The organism is Kitasatospora sp. NPDC058218, from assembly GCF_042882445.1.
GTDB lineage: Bacteria > Actinomycetota > Actinomycetes > Streptomycetales > Streptomycetaceae > Kitasatospora.
Map to the genome: position 1 here is coordinate 16040 of NZ_JBHVWC010000034.1, position 18820 is coordinate 34859.

The 18820-nt window shown below is 73.2% G+C and carries 14 protein-coding genes; 9 read left to right on the forward strand and 5 right to left on the reverse strand.

Features of this window, described 5'->3' with window-relative positions:
• Window positions 1–107: 107 nt before the first annotated feature.
• Together ACFVYI_RS21735 and ACFVYI_RS21740 are read right to left on the reverse strand one after the other, a co-directional pair.
• Window positions 108–2006, reverse strand: a complete 1899-nt coding sequence (locus tag ACFVYI_RS21735; RefSeq protein WP_387888176.1) for an ABC transporter ATP-binding protein — start codon at window positions 2004–2006, stop codon at window positions 108–110.
• 110 nt (window positions 2007–2116) lie between these two features.
• Window positions 2117–3850: an ABC transporter ATP-binding protein gene (locus ACFVYI_RS21740; protein ID WP_387888178.1), complete on the reverse strand. Its 1734-nt coding sequence runs from the start codon at window positions 3848–3850 to the stop codon at window positions 2117–2119.
• A gap of 325 nt (window positions 3851–4175) precedes the next feature.
• Between ACFVYI_RS21740 and ACFVYI_RS21745 the strand changes: the two genes are divergently transcribed.
• Window positions 4176–6098: an AMP-dependent synthetase/ligase gene (locus ACFVYI_RS21745; RefSeq protein WP_387888005.1), complete on the forward strand. Its 1923-nt coding sequence runs from the start codon at window positions 4176–4178 to the stop codon at window positions 6096–6098.
• Window positions 6099–6172: 74 nt separating this feature from the next.
• Window positions 6173–7402, forward strand: a complete 1230-nt coding sequence (gene hemW, locus ACFVYI_RS21750; RefSeq protein ID WP_387888007.1) for a radical SAM family heme chaperone HemW — start codon at window positions 6173–6175, stop codon at window positions 7400–7402.
• Between the two features lie 90 nt (window positions 7403–7492).
• Here the strand turns inward: hemW and ACFVYI_RS21755 are convergent, their stop codons facing one another.
• Genes ACFVYI_RS21755 through htpX form a run of 3 tightly spaced genes read right to left on the reverse strand, consistent with a single transcriptional unit; the run spans window position 7493 to window position 9904 of the window.
• Window positions 7493–8326: a DUF3097 domain-containing protein gene (locus ACFVYI_RS21755; protein WP_387888009.1), complete on the reverse strand. Its 834-nt coding sequence runs from the start codon at window positions 8324–8326 to the stop codon at window positions 7493–7495.
• Window positions 8327–8368: 42 nt separating this feature from the next.
• On the reverse strand, window positions 8369–8953 hold the full coding sequence (locus ACFVYI_RS21760; RefSeq protein WP_387888012.1) for a hypothetical protein: 585 nt from the start codon (window positions 8951–8953) through the stop codon (window positions 8369–8371).
• 30 nt (window positions 8954–8983) lie between these two features.
• Window positions 8984–9904 (reverse strand): zinc metalloprotease HtpX, encoded by a 921-nt coding sequence (gene htpX, locus ACFVYI_RS21765; RefSeq protein WP_387888013.1) that lies wholly within the window; start codon window positions 9902–9904, stop codon window positions 8984–8986.
• A gap of 262 nt (window positions 9905–10166) precedes the next feature.
• Between htpX and hrcA the strand changes: the two genes are divergently transcribed.
• From hrcA to ACFVYI_RS21800, 7 genes are all read left to right on the forward strand, one after another.
• Window positions 10167–11201, forward strand: coding sequence for a heat-inducible transcriptional repressor HrcA (gene hrcA / locus ACFVYI_RS21770; protein ID WP_387888016.1), 1035 nt, complete (start codon window positions 10167–10169; stop codon window positions 11199–11201).
• A gap of 76 nt (window positions 11202–11277) precedes the next feature.
• Complete coding sequence (gene dnaJ / locus ACFVYI_RS21775) at window positions 11278–12417, forward strand: molecular chaperone DnaJ (RefSeq protein WP_387888018.1); 1140 nt, start codon at window positions 11278–11280, stop codon at window positions 12415–12417.
• A gap of 87 nt (window positions 12418–12504) precedes the next feature.
• Window positions 12505–13254: a 16S rRNA (uracil(1498)-N(3))-methyltransferase gene (locus ACFVYI_RS21780; RefSeq protein WP_387888021.1), complete on the forward strand. Its 750-nt coding sequence runs from the start codon at window positions 12505–12507 to the stop codon at window positions 13252–13254.
• Between the two features lie 105 nt (window positions 13255–13359).
• On the forward strand, window positions 13360–16632 hold the full coding sequence (locus ACFVYI_RS21785; RefSeq protein ID WP_387888023.1) for a S41 family peptidase: 3273 nt from the start codon (window positions 13360–13362) through the stop codon (window positions 16630–16632).
• 129 nt (window positions 16633–16761) lie between these two features.
• The gene (locus ACFVYI_RS21790) at window positions 16762–17424 is read left to right on the forward strand and encodes an RDD family protein (protein ID WP_387888025.1); all 663 of its coding nucleotides are present in this window, start codon (window positions 16762–16764) and stop codon (window positions 17422–17424) included.
• A 52-nt stretch (window positions 17425–17476) separates the two neighbouring features.
• The gene (locus ACFVYI_RS21795) at window positions 17477–17830 is read left to right on the forward strand and encodes a histidine triad nucleotide-binding protein (protein ID WP_387888028.1); all 354 of its coding nucleotides are present in this window, start codon (window positions 17477–17479) and stop codon (window positions 17828–17830) included.
• Window positions 17831–17835: 5 nt separating this feature from the next.
• On the forward strand, window positions 17836–18759 hold the full coding sequence (locus ACFVYI_RS21800; RefSeq protein ID WP_387888029.1) for a ribonuclease Z: 924 nt from the start codon (window positions 17836–17838) through the stop codon (window positions 18757–18759).
• Window positions 18760–18820 lie beyond the last annotated feature (61 nt).

The window sequence follows — 18820 nt, forward strand, 5'->3', positions numbered from 1 at the left end:
TCCGGGGCCCCCCGTCGCGTCGGGGGCGGGGGGGCGGCGTGCCGGTGGGGGTGGTGGGGTCAACCCCCCCCCCCCTCCGGCCGCCAGACCCCGGCCACGGACGCGGGTCAGTCGACCTCGGCCACGGCCTCGGCGAACTGCGCCTGGTACAGCCGGGCGTAGGCGCCGCCGGCGGCGATCAGCTCGTCGTGGGTGCCCTGTTCGACGATGGAGCCGCTCTCCATCACCAGGATCACGTCGGCGTCCCGGATGGTGGAGAGCCGGTGGGCGATCACGAAGCTGGTGCGGCCGGTGCGCAGCCGGGCCATGGCGCGCTGGATCAGCACCTCGGTCCGGGTGTCCACCGAGCTGGTCGCCTCGTCCAGGACCAGGATCGACGGCTGGGCCAGGAACGCCCGGGCGATGGTGATCAGCTGCTTCTCGCCCGCGCTGACGCCGGTGCCCTCGTCGTCGATGACGGTGTCGTAGCCGTTCGGCAGGGTCCGTACGAAGCGGTCCACGTGGGCGGCCCTGGCCGCCTCGACGACCTGTTCGTGGGTGGCCCCCTGGGCCCCGTAGGCGATGTTGTCGGCGATGGTGCCGCCGAACAGCCAGGTGTCCTGGAGGACCATGCCGATGCCGGAGCGGAGGTCCTCGCGGGACATCGCCGCGATGTCGACGCCGTCCAGGGTGATCCGCCCGCCGCTGACCTCGTAGAACCGCATCAGCAGGTTGACCATGGTGGTCTTGCCGGCGCCGGTCGGGCCGACGATGGCGACGGTCTGGCCCGGCTCGACCTTCAGCGAGAGGTCCTCGATGAGCGGCTTGTCGGGGTCGTAGCGGAAGGAGACGTCCTGGAAGGCGACCCGGCCGCGCACCGCGTCGGGGCGCTCCGGCATGGCGGGCTCCGGGGTCTGTTCGGGCGCGTCCAGCAGTTCGAAGACGCGCTCGGCGGAGGCTACGCCGGACTGCACCAGGTTGGCCATGCTGGCGACCTGGGTGAGCGGCTGGCTGAACTGCCGCGAGTACTGGATGAACGCCTGCACGTCGCCGATCGACAGCGCGCCGCTGGCGACCCGCAGGCCGCCGACGACGGCGACCAGCACGTACTGCAGGTTGCCGATCAGCATCATCGCGGGCTGGATGATCCCGGAGATGAACTGCGCCCGGAAGCTGGCCTCGTACAGCGCCTCGTTGTGCTCCCGGAAGGTCTCGGCGGACTCCTTCTGCCGGCCGAAGACCTTCACCAGCGCGTGGCCGGTGTACATCTCCTCGATGTGCGCGTTCAGCTGGCCGGTGGACTTCCACTGCTGGACGAACTGCGGCTGCGCCCGCTTGCCGACCCTGGTCGCCACCATCACCGACAGCGGGACGGAGACGAGCGCGATCAGGGCGAGCAGCGGTGAGATCCAGAACATCATCGCCAGCACGCCGACCACGGTGAGCAGTGAGTTCACCACCTGGCCCATGGTCTGTTGCATGGACTGGCCGACGTTGTCGATGTCGTTGGTGACCCGGCTGAGCACCTCGCCGCGCGCCTGCTTGTCGAAGTAGCTGAGCGGCAGCCGGGCGAGCTTGGCCTCGACGTCCTGGCGCAGCCGGTAGCTGGCCCGCTGGATCGCCTTGGTGGCGAGCCGGCCCTGGGCGATGCCGAAGACGGCGGAGGCGAGGTAGATCACCAGCACCCAGAGCAGCACGGTGCCGATCGCGCCGAAGTCCATGTGCTGGCCGGGGGTGAAGTCGACCGAGGAGAGCAGGTCGGCGGTGCCGCCGTCGCCGTTCGCCCGCAGGCCCGCGACGGCGTCCGCCTTGGAGGTGCCGGCCGGGAACTGCTGGCCGACCACTCCCGCGAAGATCAGGTCGGTGGCCTGGCCGAGCACCTTGGGGCCGGTCACGGCGCAGCCGATGCTGAGCACGCCGAGTGCCAGGACGCCGCTGAGCAGGGCGCGTTCGGGGCGCAGCAGGGTGAGCAGCCGCTTGCCCGAGCCCTTGAAGTCCATCGACTTCTCGGAGCCCTGGCCGCCCATGAACCGGCCGGGGCCGGCCGGGCCGCGGCGGGCGGCGGCGGCCTGCGAGTCGCTGGGCAGCTCGCCGGCGCCGCGGCCCTTCCTGGCGGGCGCCTTGTTCTGCGGGGTGGTCACGCCGCCTCCTGCTCGGTGAGCTGGGAGAGCACGATCTCCCGGTACGTCGGGTTGTCGGCCATCAGTTCGCCGTGGGTGCCGCTGCCGACCACGGCGCCCTCGTCGAGGACGACGATCCGGTCGGCGTCGCGGATGGTGGAGACGCGCTGGGCGACGATCAGCACGGTGGCGTCGGCGGTCTCCCGGGCGAGCGCCTTGCGCAGCCTGGCATCGGTGGCGTAGTCGAGCGCGGAGAAGGAGTCGTCGAACAGGTAGACCCCGGGCTTGCGGACGAGTGCGCGGGCGATGGCCAGGCGCTGGCGCTGGCCGCCGGAGACGTTGCCGCCGCCCTGGGCGATCGGGGCGTCGAGGCCCTCGGGGAGGCGTTCGACGAACTCCTTGGCCTGGGCGACCTCCAGGGCGTGCCAGAGCTCCTCGTCGGTCGCGTCGGGCCGGCCGTAGCGCAGGTTGCTGGCGACGGTGCCGGTGAACAGGTAGGGCTTCTGCGGGACGAGGCCGACGGTGTCGGCGATCGTCTCGGGGGCGAGCTCGCGGACGTCCACGCCGTCCAGCAGGACCTGTCCGGCGGTGGCGTCGAAGAGCCGGGGGACGAGGCCGAGCAGGGTGGACTTGCCGCTGCCGGTGGAGCCGATGACGGCGGTGGTCTCGCCGGGGCGGGCGGTGATGTCGATGCCGCGCAGGACGGAGGCCTCGGCGCCGGGGTAGCGGAACTCGACGGCGCGCAGTTCCAGATGGCCCCGGGCCAGGAGTTCGGTGACGGGTGTGGCCGGCGGGACGACGCTGGAGCTGGTGTCCAGGACCTCCTGGATGCGCTCGGCGCAGACCTCGGCGCGCGGCACCATCATGAACATGAAGGTGGCCATCATGACGCTCATCAGGATCTGCATCAGGTAGGAGAGGAAGGCGGTCAGGGCGCCGATCTCCATGCCGCCGCTGTCGATCCGCTGCGCGCCGAACCAGAGCACGGCGACGCTGGAGACGTTCACCACCAGCATCACGGCCGGGAACATGAACGACATCAGCTGGCCGACCTGGAGGGCGACGCCGGTCAGGTCCTTGTTGGCGTCGGCGAACCGGGCCTGCTCGTGGTCGTCCTTGACGAAGGCGCGGATCACCCGGATGCCGGTGATCTGCTCGCGCAGGATCCGGTTCACCGTGTCGATCTTCTTCTGCATGCTGCGGAACTTCGGGCGCAGCGAGCGGACGAGCAGGACCACCACGACGCCCAGCAGGGGGACGACGGCCAGCAGCAGCGCGGAGAGCGGCACGTCCTGGTTGAGCGCCATGATGATGCCGCCGACGCACATGATCGGTGCGGCGACCATCAGGGTGAAGCTCATCAGGGCCAGCATCTGGACCTGCTGGACGTCGTTGGTGGTCCGGGTGATCAGGGAGGGGGCGCCGAAGGTGCCGACCTCGCGGGCGGAGAAGGTCTGGACCCGGTCGAAGACGGCGGCCCGGACGTCCCGGCCGAACGCCATGGCGGTGCGCGCGCCGTAGTGGACGGCGCCGATCGAGCAGAGCGCCTGGACGACGGTGACGGCGATCATCACACCGCCGATGCGCAGGATGTAGCCGGTGTCGCCCTTGACCACGCCCTGGTCGATGATGTCGGCGTTCAGCGTCGGCAGGTAGAGCAGGGCCAGGGTGGACACCAGCTGGAGCATCACCAGCAGGGAGATCGGTCGGGAGTACGGGCGCAGATGCGCCCTGAGCAGTCTGATCAGCACTGGCACACTCTTGTCGTCGGCAGTGGGGATTCGCATCCCAATTCTCATGCTTCGGTGGACTCGTACAGGTGATTCGGGCTTCGCCGCCCCGAGGTTTGTCCAGTCCTTTGCCGAACCTACCGGCGGGCCCGGTTGCGCGCTGCACCGGTGGCCCGCCGGTGTGCCAGCTGTCCTCACCCTCTTACGGAATGACCGGTTTCCCCCTAGGCTGCTGATTGCCCCCTTGTTACTCGCCGGTACCCGTCCGGTTAACCGGGGGCCCGGCGACCGCCCCCACGGGCGCCGCGACATCCCTCAGACGGCCACCCGCCTCCGGAGGTCCTCGTTGAGTTCCGCGCAGTCCCTGATCGACTCCGGCCGTGCCGACATCGTCGCCGCGCGTCCCGCCTCCGTCGCCCACCTGTTCCTGGAGCGGGTCGCCGCCACGCCGGCGGGTGAGGCCTACCGCTTCCCCGTCCCGGTGGACGAGCACGCGGCGGACGGCGCCCCCGGCGCCGAGCAGTGGCGCTCGCTGACCTGGGCGCAGACCGCCACCCGGGCGTTCTCGGTGGCCGCCGGCCTGTTGTCACTGGGCATCCGCCCGGAGGACCGGGTCGCTCTGATGTCCTCCACCCGGCTGGAGTGGGTCGTCGCCGACCTCGGCAACATGTGCGCGGGCGCGGCCACCACGGCCGTCTACCCCAGCACCAACGCCGACGAGACGGCCTACATCCTCTCCGACTCGGGCTCCAGGGCGCTCTTCGTCGAGAACGAGAAGCAGCTCGCCAAGGTGATCGGCGAGCTCGGGCAGCTGCCCGAGCTGCGCACCGCCGTGCTCTTCGACGGGGCCGTGCCCCCTGAGGTGCCGGCCGGGCTGAACGTGCTCACCCTGGCCGAGCTGGAGCAGCTCGGCGCGGAGTACCTGGAGCAGCACCCGGACGCCGTGGAGAAGGCCGTCGCCGCGCTCGACAAGGAGCAGCTGGCCACCCTCATCTACACGTCCGGCACCACCGGCCGCCCCAAGGGCGTGCGCCTGGTGCACGACTGCTGGGCGTACCAGGGCCGGGCCCAGGAGGAGAGCGGGCTGCTGCGCGCGGACGACGTGCAGTTCATGTGGCTGCCGCTGTCGCACGTGTTCGGCAAGAGCCTGATCTGCGGCCAGATCGCCACCGGCCACGTGATGGCGCTGGACGGCCGGGTCGACCGGATCATCCACAACCTGCCGGTGATCCGCCCGACCATGATGGCCTCGGCGCCGCGCATCTTCGAGAAGGTCTACAACGGCATCGCCGGCAAGGCCCGGGCCGAGGGCGGCGCCAAGTACAAGATCTTCATGTGGGCGGCGAAGACCGCCCGCGACTACGCCCGGGTCACCCAGGCCAACCGGATCGCCACCGGGCGCGACAGCGCCCCGCTGGGGCTGCGGCTGCAGCACGCGCTGGCCGACAAGCTGGTGTACGTCAAGATCCGGGCCGCCTTCGGCGGGCGGATGCGCGGCTCGGTGTCCGGCAGCGCCGCGCTGGCACCCGAGATCGGCTACTTCTTCGCCGGCGTCGGCGTGCCCGTCCTGGAGGGCTACGGCCTGACCGAGACCTCGGCCGGGGTCTGCGTCAACCCCGCCGAGGACGTCCGGGTCGGCACCATCGGCACCGTGCTGCCCGGCACCGAGGTCCGGATCGCCGAGGACGGCGAGATCCTGCTCCGCGGTCCCGGTGTCATGCGCGGTTACCACAACCTGCCGGAGAAGACCGCGGAGGTGCTGGAGCCGGACGGCTGGTTCCACACCGAGGACATCGGCGAGATCGGCAAGGACGACTTCCTGCGGATCACCGACCGCAAGAAGGACATGTTCAAGACCTCCGGCGGCAAGTACGTCGCGCCGAGCGAGGTGGAGGGCAAGTTCAAGGCGGTCTGCCCGTTCGTCAGCAACATCCTGGTGATCGGCAACGGCCGCAACTTCTGCGCCGCGCTGATCGGCCTGGACGAGTCGGTGATCATGCCGTGGGCCGCCGAGCACGGTCTGGCCGGCAAGTCCTACGCCGAGGTGGTCGGCGACCCGAAGACGCACCAGCTGATCGACGGCTTCGTGCAGCGCCTCAACACCGACCTCCAGCGCTGGCAGACGATCAAGAAGTTCACCCTGCTCCCGCGCGACCTGGACATCGAGCACGGCGAGCTCACGCCGAGCCTGAAGATCAAGCGCCCGGTGGTCGAGCGGACGTACGCGGACGCCGTCACCGAGATGTACGCGGGCGCCAACGAGGCCTGATCCGCCCGTCGTCCCGTGCGGCAGCCGGGCCCGCCCGTTTCGGGCGGGCCCGGGCCGTACGGGACAATGGGGCCATGCCCTCCGCACTCCCCGACGGCGAACCCGTGCCGTCCGACGGTTCCCTGCCCGCGCACGCCCTCACCGGGCTCGGGTCGCGGCCGTTCGGCTTCTACCTGCACGTGCCGTACTGCGCGAGCCGCTGCGGCTACTGCGACTTCAACACCTACACCGCCACCGAGCTGCGTTCCTCGGGCGCCGTCGCCTCCCAGGAGACGTACGCCGACAACGTGGTCGCCGAGATCCGGCTGGCGCGCAAGGTCCTCGGCTCCGCCGACCTGCCCGTGCGGACCGTCTTCCTCGGCGGCGGCACGCCCACCCTGCTGCCCGCCCGGGACCTGGTGAAGATGCTGGCGGCCATCCGCGAGGAGTTCGGGCTCGCCGACGGCGCCGAGATCACCACCGAGGCCAACCCCGAGTCGGTCGACCCGGCCTACCTCGCCGAGCTGCGCGCCGGCGGCTACAACCGGATCTCCTTCGGCATGCAGAGCGCCCGGCCGCACGTGCTCCGACTGCTCGACCGCCACCACACCCCGGGCCGCCCGGAGGCCTGCGTGGCGGAGGCCCGCGCGGCCGGCTTCGAGCACGTCAACCTCGACCTCATCTACGGCACCCCCGGCGAGTCCGACGACGACTGGCGGGCCTCGCTGGACGCCGCGATCGGCGCCGGACCGGACCACGTCTCGGCCTACTCGCTGATCGTCGAGGACGGCACCAAGCTGGCCGCCCGGGTCAAGCGCGGCGAACTGCCGATGATCGACGACGACGTGCACGCCGACCGCTACCTGATCGCCGAGGAGGCGCTCGCCGCCGCCGGCTACTCCTGGTACGAGGTCTCCAACTGGGCCACCACCCCCGAGGGCCGCTGCCGCCACAACGAGCTCTACTGGACCGGCGGCGACTGGTGGGGCGCCGGCCCCGGCGCGCACAGCCACGTCGGCGGCGTCCGCTGGTGGAACGCCAAGCACCCGGCCGGCTACGCCCGCGCCCTCGCCGAGCAGCGCACCCCGGCCCAGGGCCGCGAGCTGCTCACCGACGAGGACCGCCGGGTCGAGCGGATCCTGCTCGAACTGCGCCTCGCCGAGGGCATCCCGCTCACCCTCCTCGCCGGGGCCGGCCTGAAAGCCGCCGAGCGGGCCCTCGGCGAGGGCCTGCTCGACCCCGCGGGCTGGGCCGGGGGCCGCGCCACCCTCACCCTCCAGGGCCGCCTGCTGGCCGACGCGGTCGTGCGTGACCTGGTGGACTGACGTTCGCTACCGTGGGTGTCAGCCGTCGGGACGTGGACGTCCTGGGGATCACGCTGGACACGGGCGAGTTCGGCGCGCTCCGAGCGGGGTTCAGTCCTCCGAGGCCACGAAGTCGATCAGTTCCTCCACCTTGGCCAGCAGCGCGGGCTCCAGGTCCTTGTAGGAGTCGACCGAGGCGAGGATCCGCTTCCACGCGGCGGGGGTGTCCACCGGCCAGCCGAGGCGGCGGCAGACGCCCTCCTTCCAGTCCTCGCCGTACGGGACGTCCGGCCAGCCGGGGACGCCGACGGAGGAGGGCTTCACGGCCTGCCAGACGTCGATGTACGGGTGGCCGACGACCAGCACCGCCGTGCCGGTGACCCGGGCGGCGATCCGGTGCTCCTTGGTGCCGGGGAGCAGGTGGTCGACCAGGACGCCGAGCCGGCGGCCGGGGCCGGGGGCGAAGTCGGCGACGATCGCCGGCAGGTCGTCGATGCCCTCCAGGTACTCGACGACCACGCCCTCGATCCGCAGGTCGTCGCCCCAGACCCGCTCGACCAGCTCGGCGTCGTGCCGCCCCTCGACGTAGATCCGCGACTCCCGGGCCACCCGGGCCCGGGCGCCGGGGACGGCGACCGAGCCGGAGGCCGTCCGGCCCGGGGCGCGTGAGGGCGCCGGTGCGGCGGCGGCGGGCCGGACCAGGGTGACCGCCTTCCCGTCGAGCAGGAAGCCGCGCGGGACCAGCGGGAAGACCCGGTGCTTGCCGAAGCGGTCCTCCAGGGTGACGGTGAACCCCTCGGCGGTCTTCTCGCAGCGCACCACCGCCCCGCAGAAGCCGGTCGCGGCCTCCTCGACCACGAGGTCCCGCTCGGCGGGCACTTCGGGGGCGGGCTGTTGCTTCTTCCACGGCGGGGTCAGGTCCGGTCCGTACTGGCGGCTGCGCATGCAGGTGACTATAGGCAGCGCCGCCGGCCGGCGGCGGGGGCGTCACAGGCCCGGCGCGCCCCAGACCGGGAACCAGCGGGTGAGGTCCTTCTCCAGCCGCAGGTCGTTCCCCAGCATGGCGTTGACCTGCAGTTCCAGCGGGCTGTTGCGCTTCTCCCCGCCACCCGGCGCCGGCGCGAACGGGTAGAAGGTGCCGCGCTTGTAGAGGTAGACCAGCGCCAGCGGCTGCCCCTCGGCGCTGCGGAAGCCCACCAGCGAGCAGAGCAGCTGCGGGCCGAAGCCGTTCGCCTCCAGCTCGCTGTTGACCGCGTGCAGGTCGTTGACCAGCTCCGGCAGCTCCTCGGGGGTGTGTCGGGCGAGCAGCCAGGAGTACCCGTAGGCGTCCTTGGAGGCCTCCACCGGGACGCCGCCGCGCTCGGTGTCGGCGTCCAGCAGGGCCCGGACCTGCCGCTCGACCTCGACGAACGCCCCGCCCTCGACGGAGGCGAAGCAGACCGACCCGACACCGGTCGGCCGGAAGCCGGCCGCCGCCTCCAGGGTCAGCGCGGCCGACGGCACGCCGAACAGCTGGTCGAGGTCGGGCCTGACGGGCTTGGTGCGGCCGAACAGCGCGTCCAGGATTCCCACGGCGGTCCCCTCCGGGGTTCGTACGGCGGCTCAGCGGCCGAGCTCGGTGGAGATCCTCACCAGCTGCTCCAGCCGCTTCTCCAGCGACGGGTGGGTGGAGAACAGCTGCGAGGCGGCGTCCCGGGCGCTGAGCGCCGGGGCGAAGTAGAAGGCGTTGTACGCCTGCGCCTGGCGCAGGTCCTTGGTCGGGATCGCGGCGATCTGGCCGGTCACCTTGGTCAGTGCCGAGGCCAGCGCGCTGGGCCGGCCGGTGAGCTGGGCGGCCGCCCGGTCGGCGGCCAGCTCCCGGTAGCGGGAGAGCAGCCGGGTGAGCAGGAAGCTGATCGCGTACACCACGACCGACACCAGCGGGATGACCAGCGCGGCGATCGCGGCGTTGGAGTCGTTGCTGTTGCGGGCGCCGCCCATGAAGCCGCCGTACATCGCGATCCGGGTCATCGCCCCGGCCAGCACCCCGAGGAACCCGGCGATGGTCATCACCGCGACGTCCCGGTGGGCGACGTGCGACAGTTCGTGCGCCAGGACGCCCTCCAGCTCCTCGGGCTCCAGCCGCCGCAGCAGCCCGGTGGTCACGCAGACCACCGCGTTCTGCGGGTTGCGGCCGGTCGCGAAGGCGTTCGGCATGTCGTTGTCGGCGACCGCCACCCGCGGTTTGGGCATGTCGGCGAGCGCGCAGAGCCGGTCGACGGTGCCGTGCAGCTGGGGGTACTGCTCCGGGGTCACCCGGTGGGCGCCCATCGCCCGTTCGGTGATCTTGTCGCTGAACCAGAACTGGGCCACGAACAGCCCGCCGGAGATCAGCACGATCAGTGGCCAGGCGCCGCGCAGCAGCGCGATCAGCAGGCCGGTGAAACCGACGTACAGCAGCCCGATCACGAACATCGTCCCGACCATCCGGCCGGTCAGGCCGCGGTCCGGTGCGAAGCGGGTGTGCTGGCCCGAGGTCGACATCGCTGGTCCTCCGTTCGCCGTTCGCTATCGATGCTGCCACCCGGCCGGGCCCGCGGCATCACCCGCGTGCCGCGGAGTGCGGGCAGGATCACCCCGGTGGGACCGTTCCTGCCGTCGGACCCGGGCCTTACACTGGCAGGTACGGTTCTGGCACTCGTCTGTTCAGAGTGCCAAAGCCGCGGTCCGCCCAGAGCGGCCCGGAACATGCCAGAACGGACACATGTCACCACGGACAACGTGCGAAGAGGGAGGTGCGTGCCCCATGGCCGGTGAGGTCCGCCAGCTCGACGAACGCAAGCTCGCCGTGCTCCGCGCCATCGTCCAGGACTATGTGGGCACCGAGGAGCCGGTCGGCTCCAAGGCCCTCGTCGAACGACACAACCTCGGGGTCTCCCCGGCCACCGTCCGCAACGACATGGCCGCGCTGGAGGAGGACGGCTTCATCCACCAGCCGCACACCAGTGCCGGGCGGATCCCCACCGACAAGGGGTACCGCCTGTTCGTCGACCGGCTGGCCGAGGTCAAGCCGATGAGCGCGCCCGAGCGGCGGGCCATCCGGCACTTCCTGGACGGCGCGGTGGACCTGGACGACGTGGTCGCCCGCACGGTCCGGCTGCTCGCCCAGCTCACCCGGCAGGTCGCGGTGGTCCAGTACCCCTCGCTCTCCCGGTCCACGGTGCGCCACATCGAGCTGGTCGCGCTGGCTCCGGCCAAGGTGATGCTGGTCCTGATCACCAACACCGGCCGGGTCGAGCAGCGGATGGTCGACTGCCCGGGCACGGTCGGCGAGGTGGTCCTCGCGGACCTGCGGGCCAGGATCAACGCCCGGGCCGTCGGCGTGCGGCTGCCCGAGGTGCCGGGGCTGCTGGACGAGCTCCCGGCGATGTTCGAGGCGACGGACCGGCCGGCCGTCACCGTCGTCCTGGCGACGCTCTTCGAGGCGCTCGCCGAGCAGAACGAGGAGCGGATCATGCTGGCCGGCACGGCCAACCTGACCCGCTTCGGCCACGACTTCCCGCTCACCATCCAGCCGGTGCTGGAAGCACTGGAGGAGCAGGTCATCCTGCTCCGCCTCCTGGGTGAGACCGCCGACGCCGGGATGACGGTCCGGATCGGTCGGGAGAACGCGTACGAAGGGCTCAATTCCACCTCGGTCGTCTCCGTCGGTTACGGTTCGGGCGACGAGAGCGTGGCCAAACTGGGTGTGATCGGTCCGACCCGGATGGACTATCCGGGCACAATGGGGGCGGTGCGAGCGGTGGCACGGTACGTGGGCCAGATCCTGGCCGAGTCGTAGGGAACGGCCGGTGTCACATAGGTGACACCGGTACCAGTCGCAAGCACTTCTACAGGCGGAACAAGCGGAGCATTTGGTGGCCACGGACTACTACGCGGTACTCGGCGTCCGACGGGATGCGGGGCAGGACGAGATCAAGAAGGCGTTCCGGCGCCTGGCGCGCGAACTGCACCCGGACGTCAACCCGGACCCGAAGACGCAGGAGCGGTTCAAGGAGATCAACGCCGCCTACGAGGTCCTCTCCGACCCGCAGAAGCGGCAGGTCTACGACCTCGGCGGGGATCCCCTCTCGCCCAACGGCGGCGGCGCGGGCGGCTTCGGCGCGGGCGCGGCCGGTTTCGGCTTCTCCGACATCATGGACGCGTTCTTCGGCGCGGCCTCCGGTCAGCGCGGCCCGCGCTCGCGCACCCGGCGCGGCCAGGACGCCATGATCCGGCTGGAGATCACCTTGGAGGAGGCCGCCTTCGGCACCACCAAGGAACTCCAGGTCGACACCGCCGTCACCTGCACCACGTGCAGCGGCGAGGGGGCCGCTCCCGGCACCTCCGCGCAGACCTGTGACATGTGTCGCGGCAAGGGCGAGGTCTCCCAGGTCACCCGGTCCTTCCTGGGCCAGGTCATGACCTCCCGGCCCTGCCCGCAGTGCCAGGGCTTCGGCACCGTCGTGCCGACCCCGTGCCCGGAGTGCGCCGGCGACGGCCGCGTGCGGGCCCGCCGCACCCTGACCGTCAAGATCCCGGCCGGTGTCGACAACGGCACCCGGATCCAGCTGGCCGGCGAGGGCGAGGTCGGCCCCGGCGGCGGCCCCGCCGGCGACCTCTACGTCGAGATCGCCGAGACCACCCACCCGACCTTCCAGCGCCGCGGCGACGACCTGCACTGCACGGTCACCATCCCGATGACGGCCGCCTCGCTCGGCACCCAGGTGCCGCTGCAGACCCTGGACGGGCTGGAGGAGGTCGACATCCGGCCCGGCACGCAGTCCGGCCAGTCGATCCCGCTGCACGGCCGCGGCATCACCCATCTGCGCGGCGGCGGCCGCGGCGACTTGATAGTGCATGTCGAGGTGCAGACGCCCTCCAAGCTCGACCCCGAGCAGGAGGACCTGCTGCGCCGCCTCGCGGTGCTGCGCGGCGAGGAGCGGCCGTCCGGCCAGTTCGCGCCGGGCCAGCAGGGGTTGTTCTCCCGGCTGAAGGACGCCTTCAACGGCCGCTGACCGCACCGGCGCCCGGTGACCCCGCTCCGGCGGGTCACCGGGCGCCGTCGTTCCCCCGCCCGTACCCCCCGACTCCCAGGAACCGCCATGACCGCGCCCGTGTTCGTCGTCGAGACCGCGCAGCTCGCCTCCGCCGCCCCCGGCGCGGTGGTCCGGCTGGACGGCCCGGAGGGGCGGCACGCCGCCGCCGTGAAGCGGCTGGAGCCGGGCGAGGCGGTGACCCTGGCCGACGGGCTCGGCCTCGGGGTCGACGGCACGGTCACGGCCGTCCACGGCAAGGACGCCGTCGAGGTGACGGTGGCCGCGGTCCGCCGGGAGGCCGAGCCGGCGCCGCGGATCGTCGTCGTCCAGGCGCTGCCCAAGGGCGACCGCGGGGAGCTGGCGGTGGAGACCATGACCGAGGTCGGCGTGGACGTGGTGATCCCGTGGGCCGCCTCCCGCTGCATCACCCAGTGGAAGGGCGAGCGCGGCGCCAAGGCGCTCGCCAAGTGGCGGGCCACCGCCCGCGAGGCGGGCAAGCAGTCCCGCCGGCTGCGCTTCCCCGAGGTCCGCGAGCTCGCGACCACCCGGCAGTTGGTGCCCGTCCTGGCCGGTGCCGCGCTCGCCGCGGTGCTGCACGAGGAGGGTGCCGAGCCGCTGGCCGGCGCCGCGCTGCCCGGCAGCGGGGACATCGTGCTGGTGGTCGGCCCCGAGGGCGGGGTCTCCCCGGAGGAGCTGGCCGCCTTCGCCGAGGCCGGCGCCGGTCCGTACCGGCTCGGGCCCTCGGTGCTGCGCACCTCGACCGCCGGGGTGGCCGCCGGCGCCCTGCTGCTGGGCCGCACCGGCCGCTGGGGCTGAGCGGCCGTTCGTCCCGCGCGGGCCCGGTGCCCGTTCGTCCCTCGTAGGGGGCGGCCTCCGCGAAACCCGGGGCGCGCCGCCCGGACGGGTGCGTAGGGTGCCGCTGTGAGCGAATCCCCGAGCACCCCTGCCGGCGCGTACCTGCGCCATCCGCACCTGCGCGGTGACCTGATCACCTTCGTCGCGGAGAACGACGTCTGGCTCGCCCCGCTGGACGGTGGCCGGCCCTGGCGACTGACGGCCGATCACGTCCCGGTCCGCCGCCCGCGCTTCTCGCCGGACGGGCGGCACATCGCCTTCGTCTCGACCCGCGACGGCGCACCCGAGGTGCACGTCGCGCCGGTGGACGGCGGACCATCCCGCCGGCTGACGTACTGGGGCAGTGACCAGACGCAGCTGCAGGGCTGGACCGCCGACGGCCGCCCGATCGCCACCACCTCCGCCGGGCAGGCCACCCTGCGCCGCACCTGGGCGCACGCCGTGCCGCTGGACGGCGGCGAGCCGCAGCGGCTGCCGTACGGGCCGATCGGTGGCCTGGCCCACGAGCCGGGCGGCGACCGCGTGCTGCTGCTCTCGGCGGCCGGCGCGGAGCCCGCGCGGTGGAAGCGCTACCGGGGCGGCCGGGTCGGCAAGCTCTGGATCGGCACCGAGGAGTTCGCCCGCGTCCACGAGGAGCTGGACGGGCACATCGAGTCGCCGCTCTGGGTCGACGCGCCCGGTGGCGCCCGGATCGCCTTCCTGGCCGACCACGAGGGCGTCGGCGAGCTCTACTCCAGCCTCCCCGACGGCAGCGGCCTGCGCCGCCACACCACCTCCGCGGAGGGCTTCTACGCCCGCGGCGCCACCACCGACGGCACCCGGGTGATCTGGCACCGGGCGGGCGACCTCTGGCTGCTGGACGACCTCGACGGCGCCGAGCCGCGCCGGCTGGACGTCCGGCCCTCCGGTCCCCGGGCCGGCCGGCGGCCCCGCCCGGTGGCGGCCGCGCACTGGCTGGAGACCGCCGTCCCCGACCGCACCGGCCGGGCCGGCGCCGTCGTGGTGCGCGGCAGCGTGCACTGGCTGCCGCACCGGGAGGGCCCGGCGCGGGTGCTGGACGAAACGCCCGGCGTGCGCGCCCGGCGGGCCCGGGTGGTGCCCGGCGAGGACGGCGCGCAGGGCGTGCTCTGGGTGACCGACGCCGAGGGCGAGGACGCCATCGAGTACGCCCCCGCCGTGCTGGGCGAGGAGCGCCGCCGGCTGGCCGCCGGACAGCTGGGCCGGGTCCGCGCGCTGGCCGTCTCGCCGGACGGCAAGCAGGCGGCGGTCGGCGCGCACGACGGCCGGGTGCTGCTGGTCACGCTCGCCGACGGGACGGTGCACGAGCTGGACCGCAGCGCCGACGGCGAGGTCAGCGGGCTGGCGTTCAGCCCGGACTCCGCCTGGCTGGCCTGGTCGCGGCCGTGCCCCGGCTTCGGGGCCTGGTCGCTGCGCCAGATCGTGCTGGCCAACCTGGCCACCCGCACGGTCGGCGAGGTCACCCCGGCGCGCTTCGTCGACACCTCGCCGGCCTTCACCGCCGACGGTCGCCACCTGGCCTTCCTCTCGGTGCGCAACTTCGACCCGGTCTACGACTCGCACGTCTTCGACCTGTCGTTCCCGAACGGCTGCCGCCCGTACCTGGTGACGCTGGCCGCCGACACGCCCTCCCCGTTCGGGCCGCGGCGGTCCGGCCGGCCGGTCGGCGGGGAGGACGACGAGCCCAAGGGCAAGAAGGCGGACGGCGAGGAGGGGTCGGCCGACGCCCCGCCCGCCACCCGGGTCGACCTGGACGGGATCGCCGACCGGATCGTCCCCTTCCCGGTCGAGGGCGGCCGGTTCGGCGAGCTGGCGGCCGCCAAGGACGGCGTGCTCTGGACCAGGATCCCGCTCACGGGTGAACTCGGCGACGACGCGGCCTCGTTGGAGGACGACGAGGCGCGCCCCGCACTGGAGCGGTTCGACCTGCGCAAGCGCCGCGCCGAGCAACTGGTCGACGGCCTGGACGCGTTCGAGGTCAGCGGCGACGGCACCCGGGTGGCCGTGCTGGACGAGGGCGAGCTGCGGATCGTCCCGGCCGACCACAAGGCGGTCGGCGAGGACGACGAGATCGACGTCGACCTCGACCGGCTGCGGGTGACCGTCGACCCGGCGGCCGAGTGGCGCCAGATGTACGACGAGAACGGCCGCCTGATGCGCGACAACTTCTGGCGCCCGGACCTCGGCGGCCTGCCCTGGGCCGCCGTCCTGGACCGCTACCGGCCGCTGGTGGAGCGGCTCGGCTCGCACGACGACCTGGTCGACCTGCTCTGGGAGGTGCACGGCGAGCTGGGCACCTCGCACGCCTACGTGGCGCCCTACGGCGTCCACACCGAGGCCGCCCGCCGGCAGGGCAAGCTCGGCGCCGACCTGGTGAAGGACGGCGACGTCTGGCGGATCGCCCGGATCCTGCCCGGCGAGTCCTCCGACCCGCGGGCCCGCTCGCCGCTGGCCGCGCCGGGCGCCGCCGTCCGCCCGGGCGACGCGATCCTGGCCGTCAACGGCCGCCCGGTGGACGGGGTGGCCGGCCCGGCCCCGCTGCTGGCCGGCACCGCCGGGCAGCCGGTGGAGCTGACGGTGGCCGGCAAGGACGGCACCGACCGGCGCCACCCGGTGGTCGTCCCGCTCGCCGACGACGAGCCGCTGCGCTACCACGACTGGGTGGCCGGCCGGCGGGCCGCCGTCCGGGAGCTGTCCGGCGGGCGGCTCGGCTACCTGCACATCCCCGACATGCAGAGCACCGGCTGGGCCCAGATCCACCGCGACCTGCGGTCGGAGATGGCCCGGGAGGGCGTGATCGTCGACATCCGGGAGAACCGCGGCGGTCACACCTCGCAGCTGGTGATCGAGAAGCTGGCCCGGCGGATCGTCGGCTGGAACGTCGCCCGGGACCTCGCCAACCCGGTGCCCTACCCCGGTGACGCGCCGCGCGGGCCGATCGTGGCGCTGGCCGACGAGTTCTCCGGCTCGGACGGCGACATCGTCAACGCCGCCATCCAGGCCCTGAAGCTCGGCCCGGTGGTCGGCACCCGGACGTGGGGCGGCGTGATCGGCATCGACAGCAAGTACAGCCTGGTGGACGGCACCCTGGTGACCCAGCCCAAGTACGCGTTCTGGCTGGAGGGGTACGGCTGGGGCGTGGAGAACCACGGCGTCGACCCGGACGTCGAGGTGCCGGTCGCGCCGCACCAGTGGGCCGCGGGGGAGGACCCGCAGCTCGCCGAGGGCGTCCGGATCGCCCTGGCCACGCTGGCCGAGACCCCGGCCAGCACGCCGCCGCCGCTGCCGTGGGCGCAGGGCCCGGCGCAGGGCCCGGCGTAGGGCCCGGCGGGGGTGCCCGGAGCGGGTGGCCGGGCACCCCGGCGCCCCGCTCCGGGGCTGGGTAGGATGCGGGGCTGTTCTTGATCAAGACCGGTCGTCGGCCGGTCGGCAGCTCACGGGGGAGCACACATGGCACAGGGCTATCCACAGGCGCCGTACGGACAGCCCGCGTACGGACAGCCGCCGTCCGGGCAGCCCGCGTACGGGCAACCGCCGTACGGGCAGGGCCCCTACGGCGCGCAGCCGTACCCGCCGCAGCAGGCGTACGGCCAGTACCCGCCGCAGTCCCACCCCCAGCCGTACCCCCAGCCCCACCACCCCCAGCCGTACCCGTCGTACCCCCAGCAGGCGCAGGCCCCCCGGGCACGGCGGCCCGAGGAGGCCGGCAGCATCCGGCGGTTCCTCGCCGCCACCCTCGACGGTGTGCTGGCCCTCGCGGCCGGCTTCGCCGCCGCCAAGGCGGCGAGCGGCCCGGACGGCCCGGTCGGCGTCTACTTCGGCACGCTGGTCGGCGTCTTCTTCGGGGCCTCCTTCGCCAACCAGGTGCTGCTCGCCCGCCTGACCGGCTTCAGCCTGGGCAAGGGCGTCCTGGCCACCCGGGTGATCCGCCGCAAGGACGGCAGCCGTCCGCACACCTGGCGGCTCACCAAGCGCTGGCTGCTCGGCTACGTCATCGTGGTGGTCGGCCTGCTGACCGAGGATCCGGAATCGGAGGGGACGGCCGTCGGGGTCCGCGTGGTCCGCCGCAAGCACCTGCGCGAGTACCAGCAGGCGACCGGGCGGCTCGGCTAGCATGCGGCCGTACGCCCCGACCGACACCGTGCGACACCGCGAGGAGACCCCGATGGCCGGCGAGCCGCAGTCCGACTGCCTGTTCTGCAAGATCGTGGCCGGCGAGATCCCGGCCACCGTGGTGCGCAAGACCGAGCGCACCCTCGCCTTCCGGGACATCGCCCCGAAGGCCCCGACCCACGTCCTGGTCATCCCGCACGTGCACTACCCGAACGCGGCCGCGCTGGCCGCCGCCGAGCCGCAGATCGCCGGCGAGCTCCTCGCCGAGGCCGGCGAGGTCGCCAGGGACGAGGGCATCGAGGACTACCGGCTGATCTTCAACACCGGCGCCGGCGCCGGCCAGACGATCTTCCACGCCCACGTCCACGTCCTCGGCGGCATCCCGATGAACGAGCGCATGGTCTGAACGACGTGTCACAGCGCGAACTCGTCGTCCTCGGCACGGCCAGCCAGGTACCGACCCGGCACCGCAACCACAACGGCTACCTGCTGCGCTGGGACGGCGAGGGCCTGCTGTTCGACCCCGGCGAGGGCACCCAGCGCCAGATGCTGCACGCCGGGGTCTCCGCCACCCAGATCACCCGGATCGCGGTCACGCACTTCCACGGCGACCACAGCCTGGGCCTCGCCGGGGTGATCCAGCGGATCAACCTGGACCGCGTCCCGCACCCGGTCGACGTCTACTACCCGGCCTCCGGCGAGGTCTACTTCGAGCGGCTGCGGCACGCCACCGCCTTCCACGAGACGGCCGTGCTGCGCCCCCGCCCGATCGACGAGCCCGGCCCGCTGCCCGCGCCCGGCGCCCGCTTCGCGCTGGACGCCGTCCGGCTCTCGCACCCCGTCGAGTCCTTCGGCTACCGGCTCACCGAGCCCGACGGCCGCCGGCTGGTGCCCGAGCGGTTGGCCGCGCTGGGCATCGCGGGCCCGGACGTCGGCCGCCTCCAGCACCTGGGCGCGATCGAGTCGAACGGCCGGTCCGTCACCCTCGACCAGGTCAGCGAGTTCCGGCGCGGCCAGCGGTTCGCCTTCGTGATGGACACCCGGCTCTGCGAGGGCGTCCACGAACTCGCCGAGGGCGCCGACCTGCTGGTCATCGAGGCCACCTTCACCGACGCCGACACCCGGCTCGCCGAGGAGCACGGCCACCTCACCGCCGGCCAGGCCGGCAAGGTCGCCGCCGAGGCCGGCGCGGGCACCCTCGTGCTGACCCACTTCTCGCAGCGCTACCCGGACCTCGGCCAGCACCTCGCCGACGCCCGCAAGCACTTCGACGGCACCGTCGTGCTGGCCGAGGACCTGGCCCGGGTGCCCGTGCCGCCCCGACGGCGGTCGTGAGTGCGCGGCCCGGCCGCGGCCGGGCGGAAAACCGCTCGCGCCGCCCTCGGATCTGCCGCAG

Excerpts from the sequence above, each read along its gene's own strand:
- ACFVYI_RS21780 (WP_387888021.1), top strand. The coding sequence starts at position 12,505 with ATGACCGCGCCCGTGTTCGTCGTCGAGACCGCGCAGCTCGCCTCCGCC.
- ACFVYI_RS21790 (WP_387888025.1), top strand. The coding sequence starts at position 16,762 with ATGGCACAGGGCTATCCACAGGCGCCGTACGGACAGCCCGCGTACGGA.
- ACFVYI_RS21735 (WP_387888176.1), bottom strand. The coding sequence starts at position 2,006 with ATGGGCGGCCAGGGCTCCGAGAAGTCGATGGACTTCAAGGGCTCGGGC.
- hrcA (WP_387888016.1), top strand. The coding sequence starts at position 10,167 with ATGGCCGGTGAGGTCCGCCAGCTCGACGAACGCAAGCTCGCCGTGCTC.
- htpX (WP_387888013.1), bottom strand. The coding sequence starts at position 9,904 with ATGTCGACCTCGGGCCAGCACACCCGCTTCGCACCGGACCGCGGCCTG.
- ACFVYI_RS21755 (WP_387888009.1), bottom strand. The coding sequence starts at position 8,326 with ATGCGCAGCCGCCAGTACGGACCGGACCTGACCCCGCCGTGGAAGAAG.
- ACFVYI_RS21795 (WP_387888028.1), top strand. The coding sequence starts at position 17,477 with ATGGCCGGCGAGCCGCAGTCCGACTGCCTGTTCTGCAAGATCGTGGCC.
- hemW (WP_387888007.1), top strand. The coding sequence starts at position 6,173 with ATGCCCTCCGCACTCCCCGACGGCGAACCCGTGCCGTCCGACGGTTCC.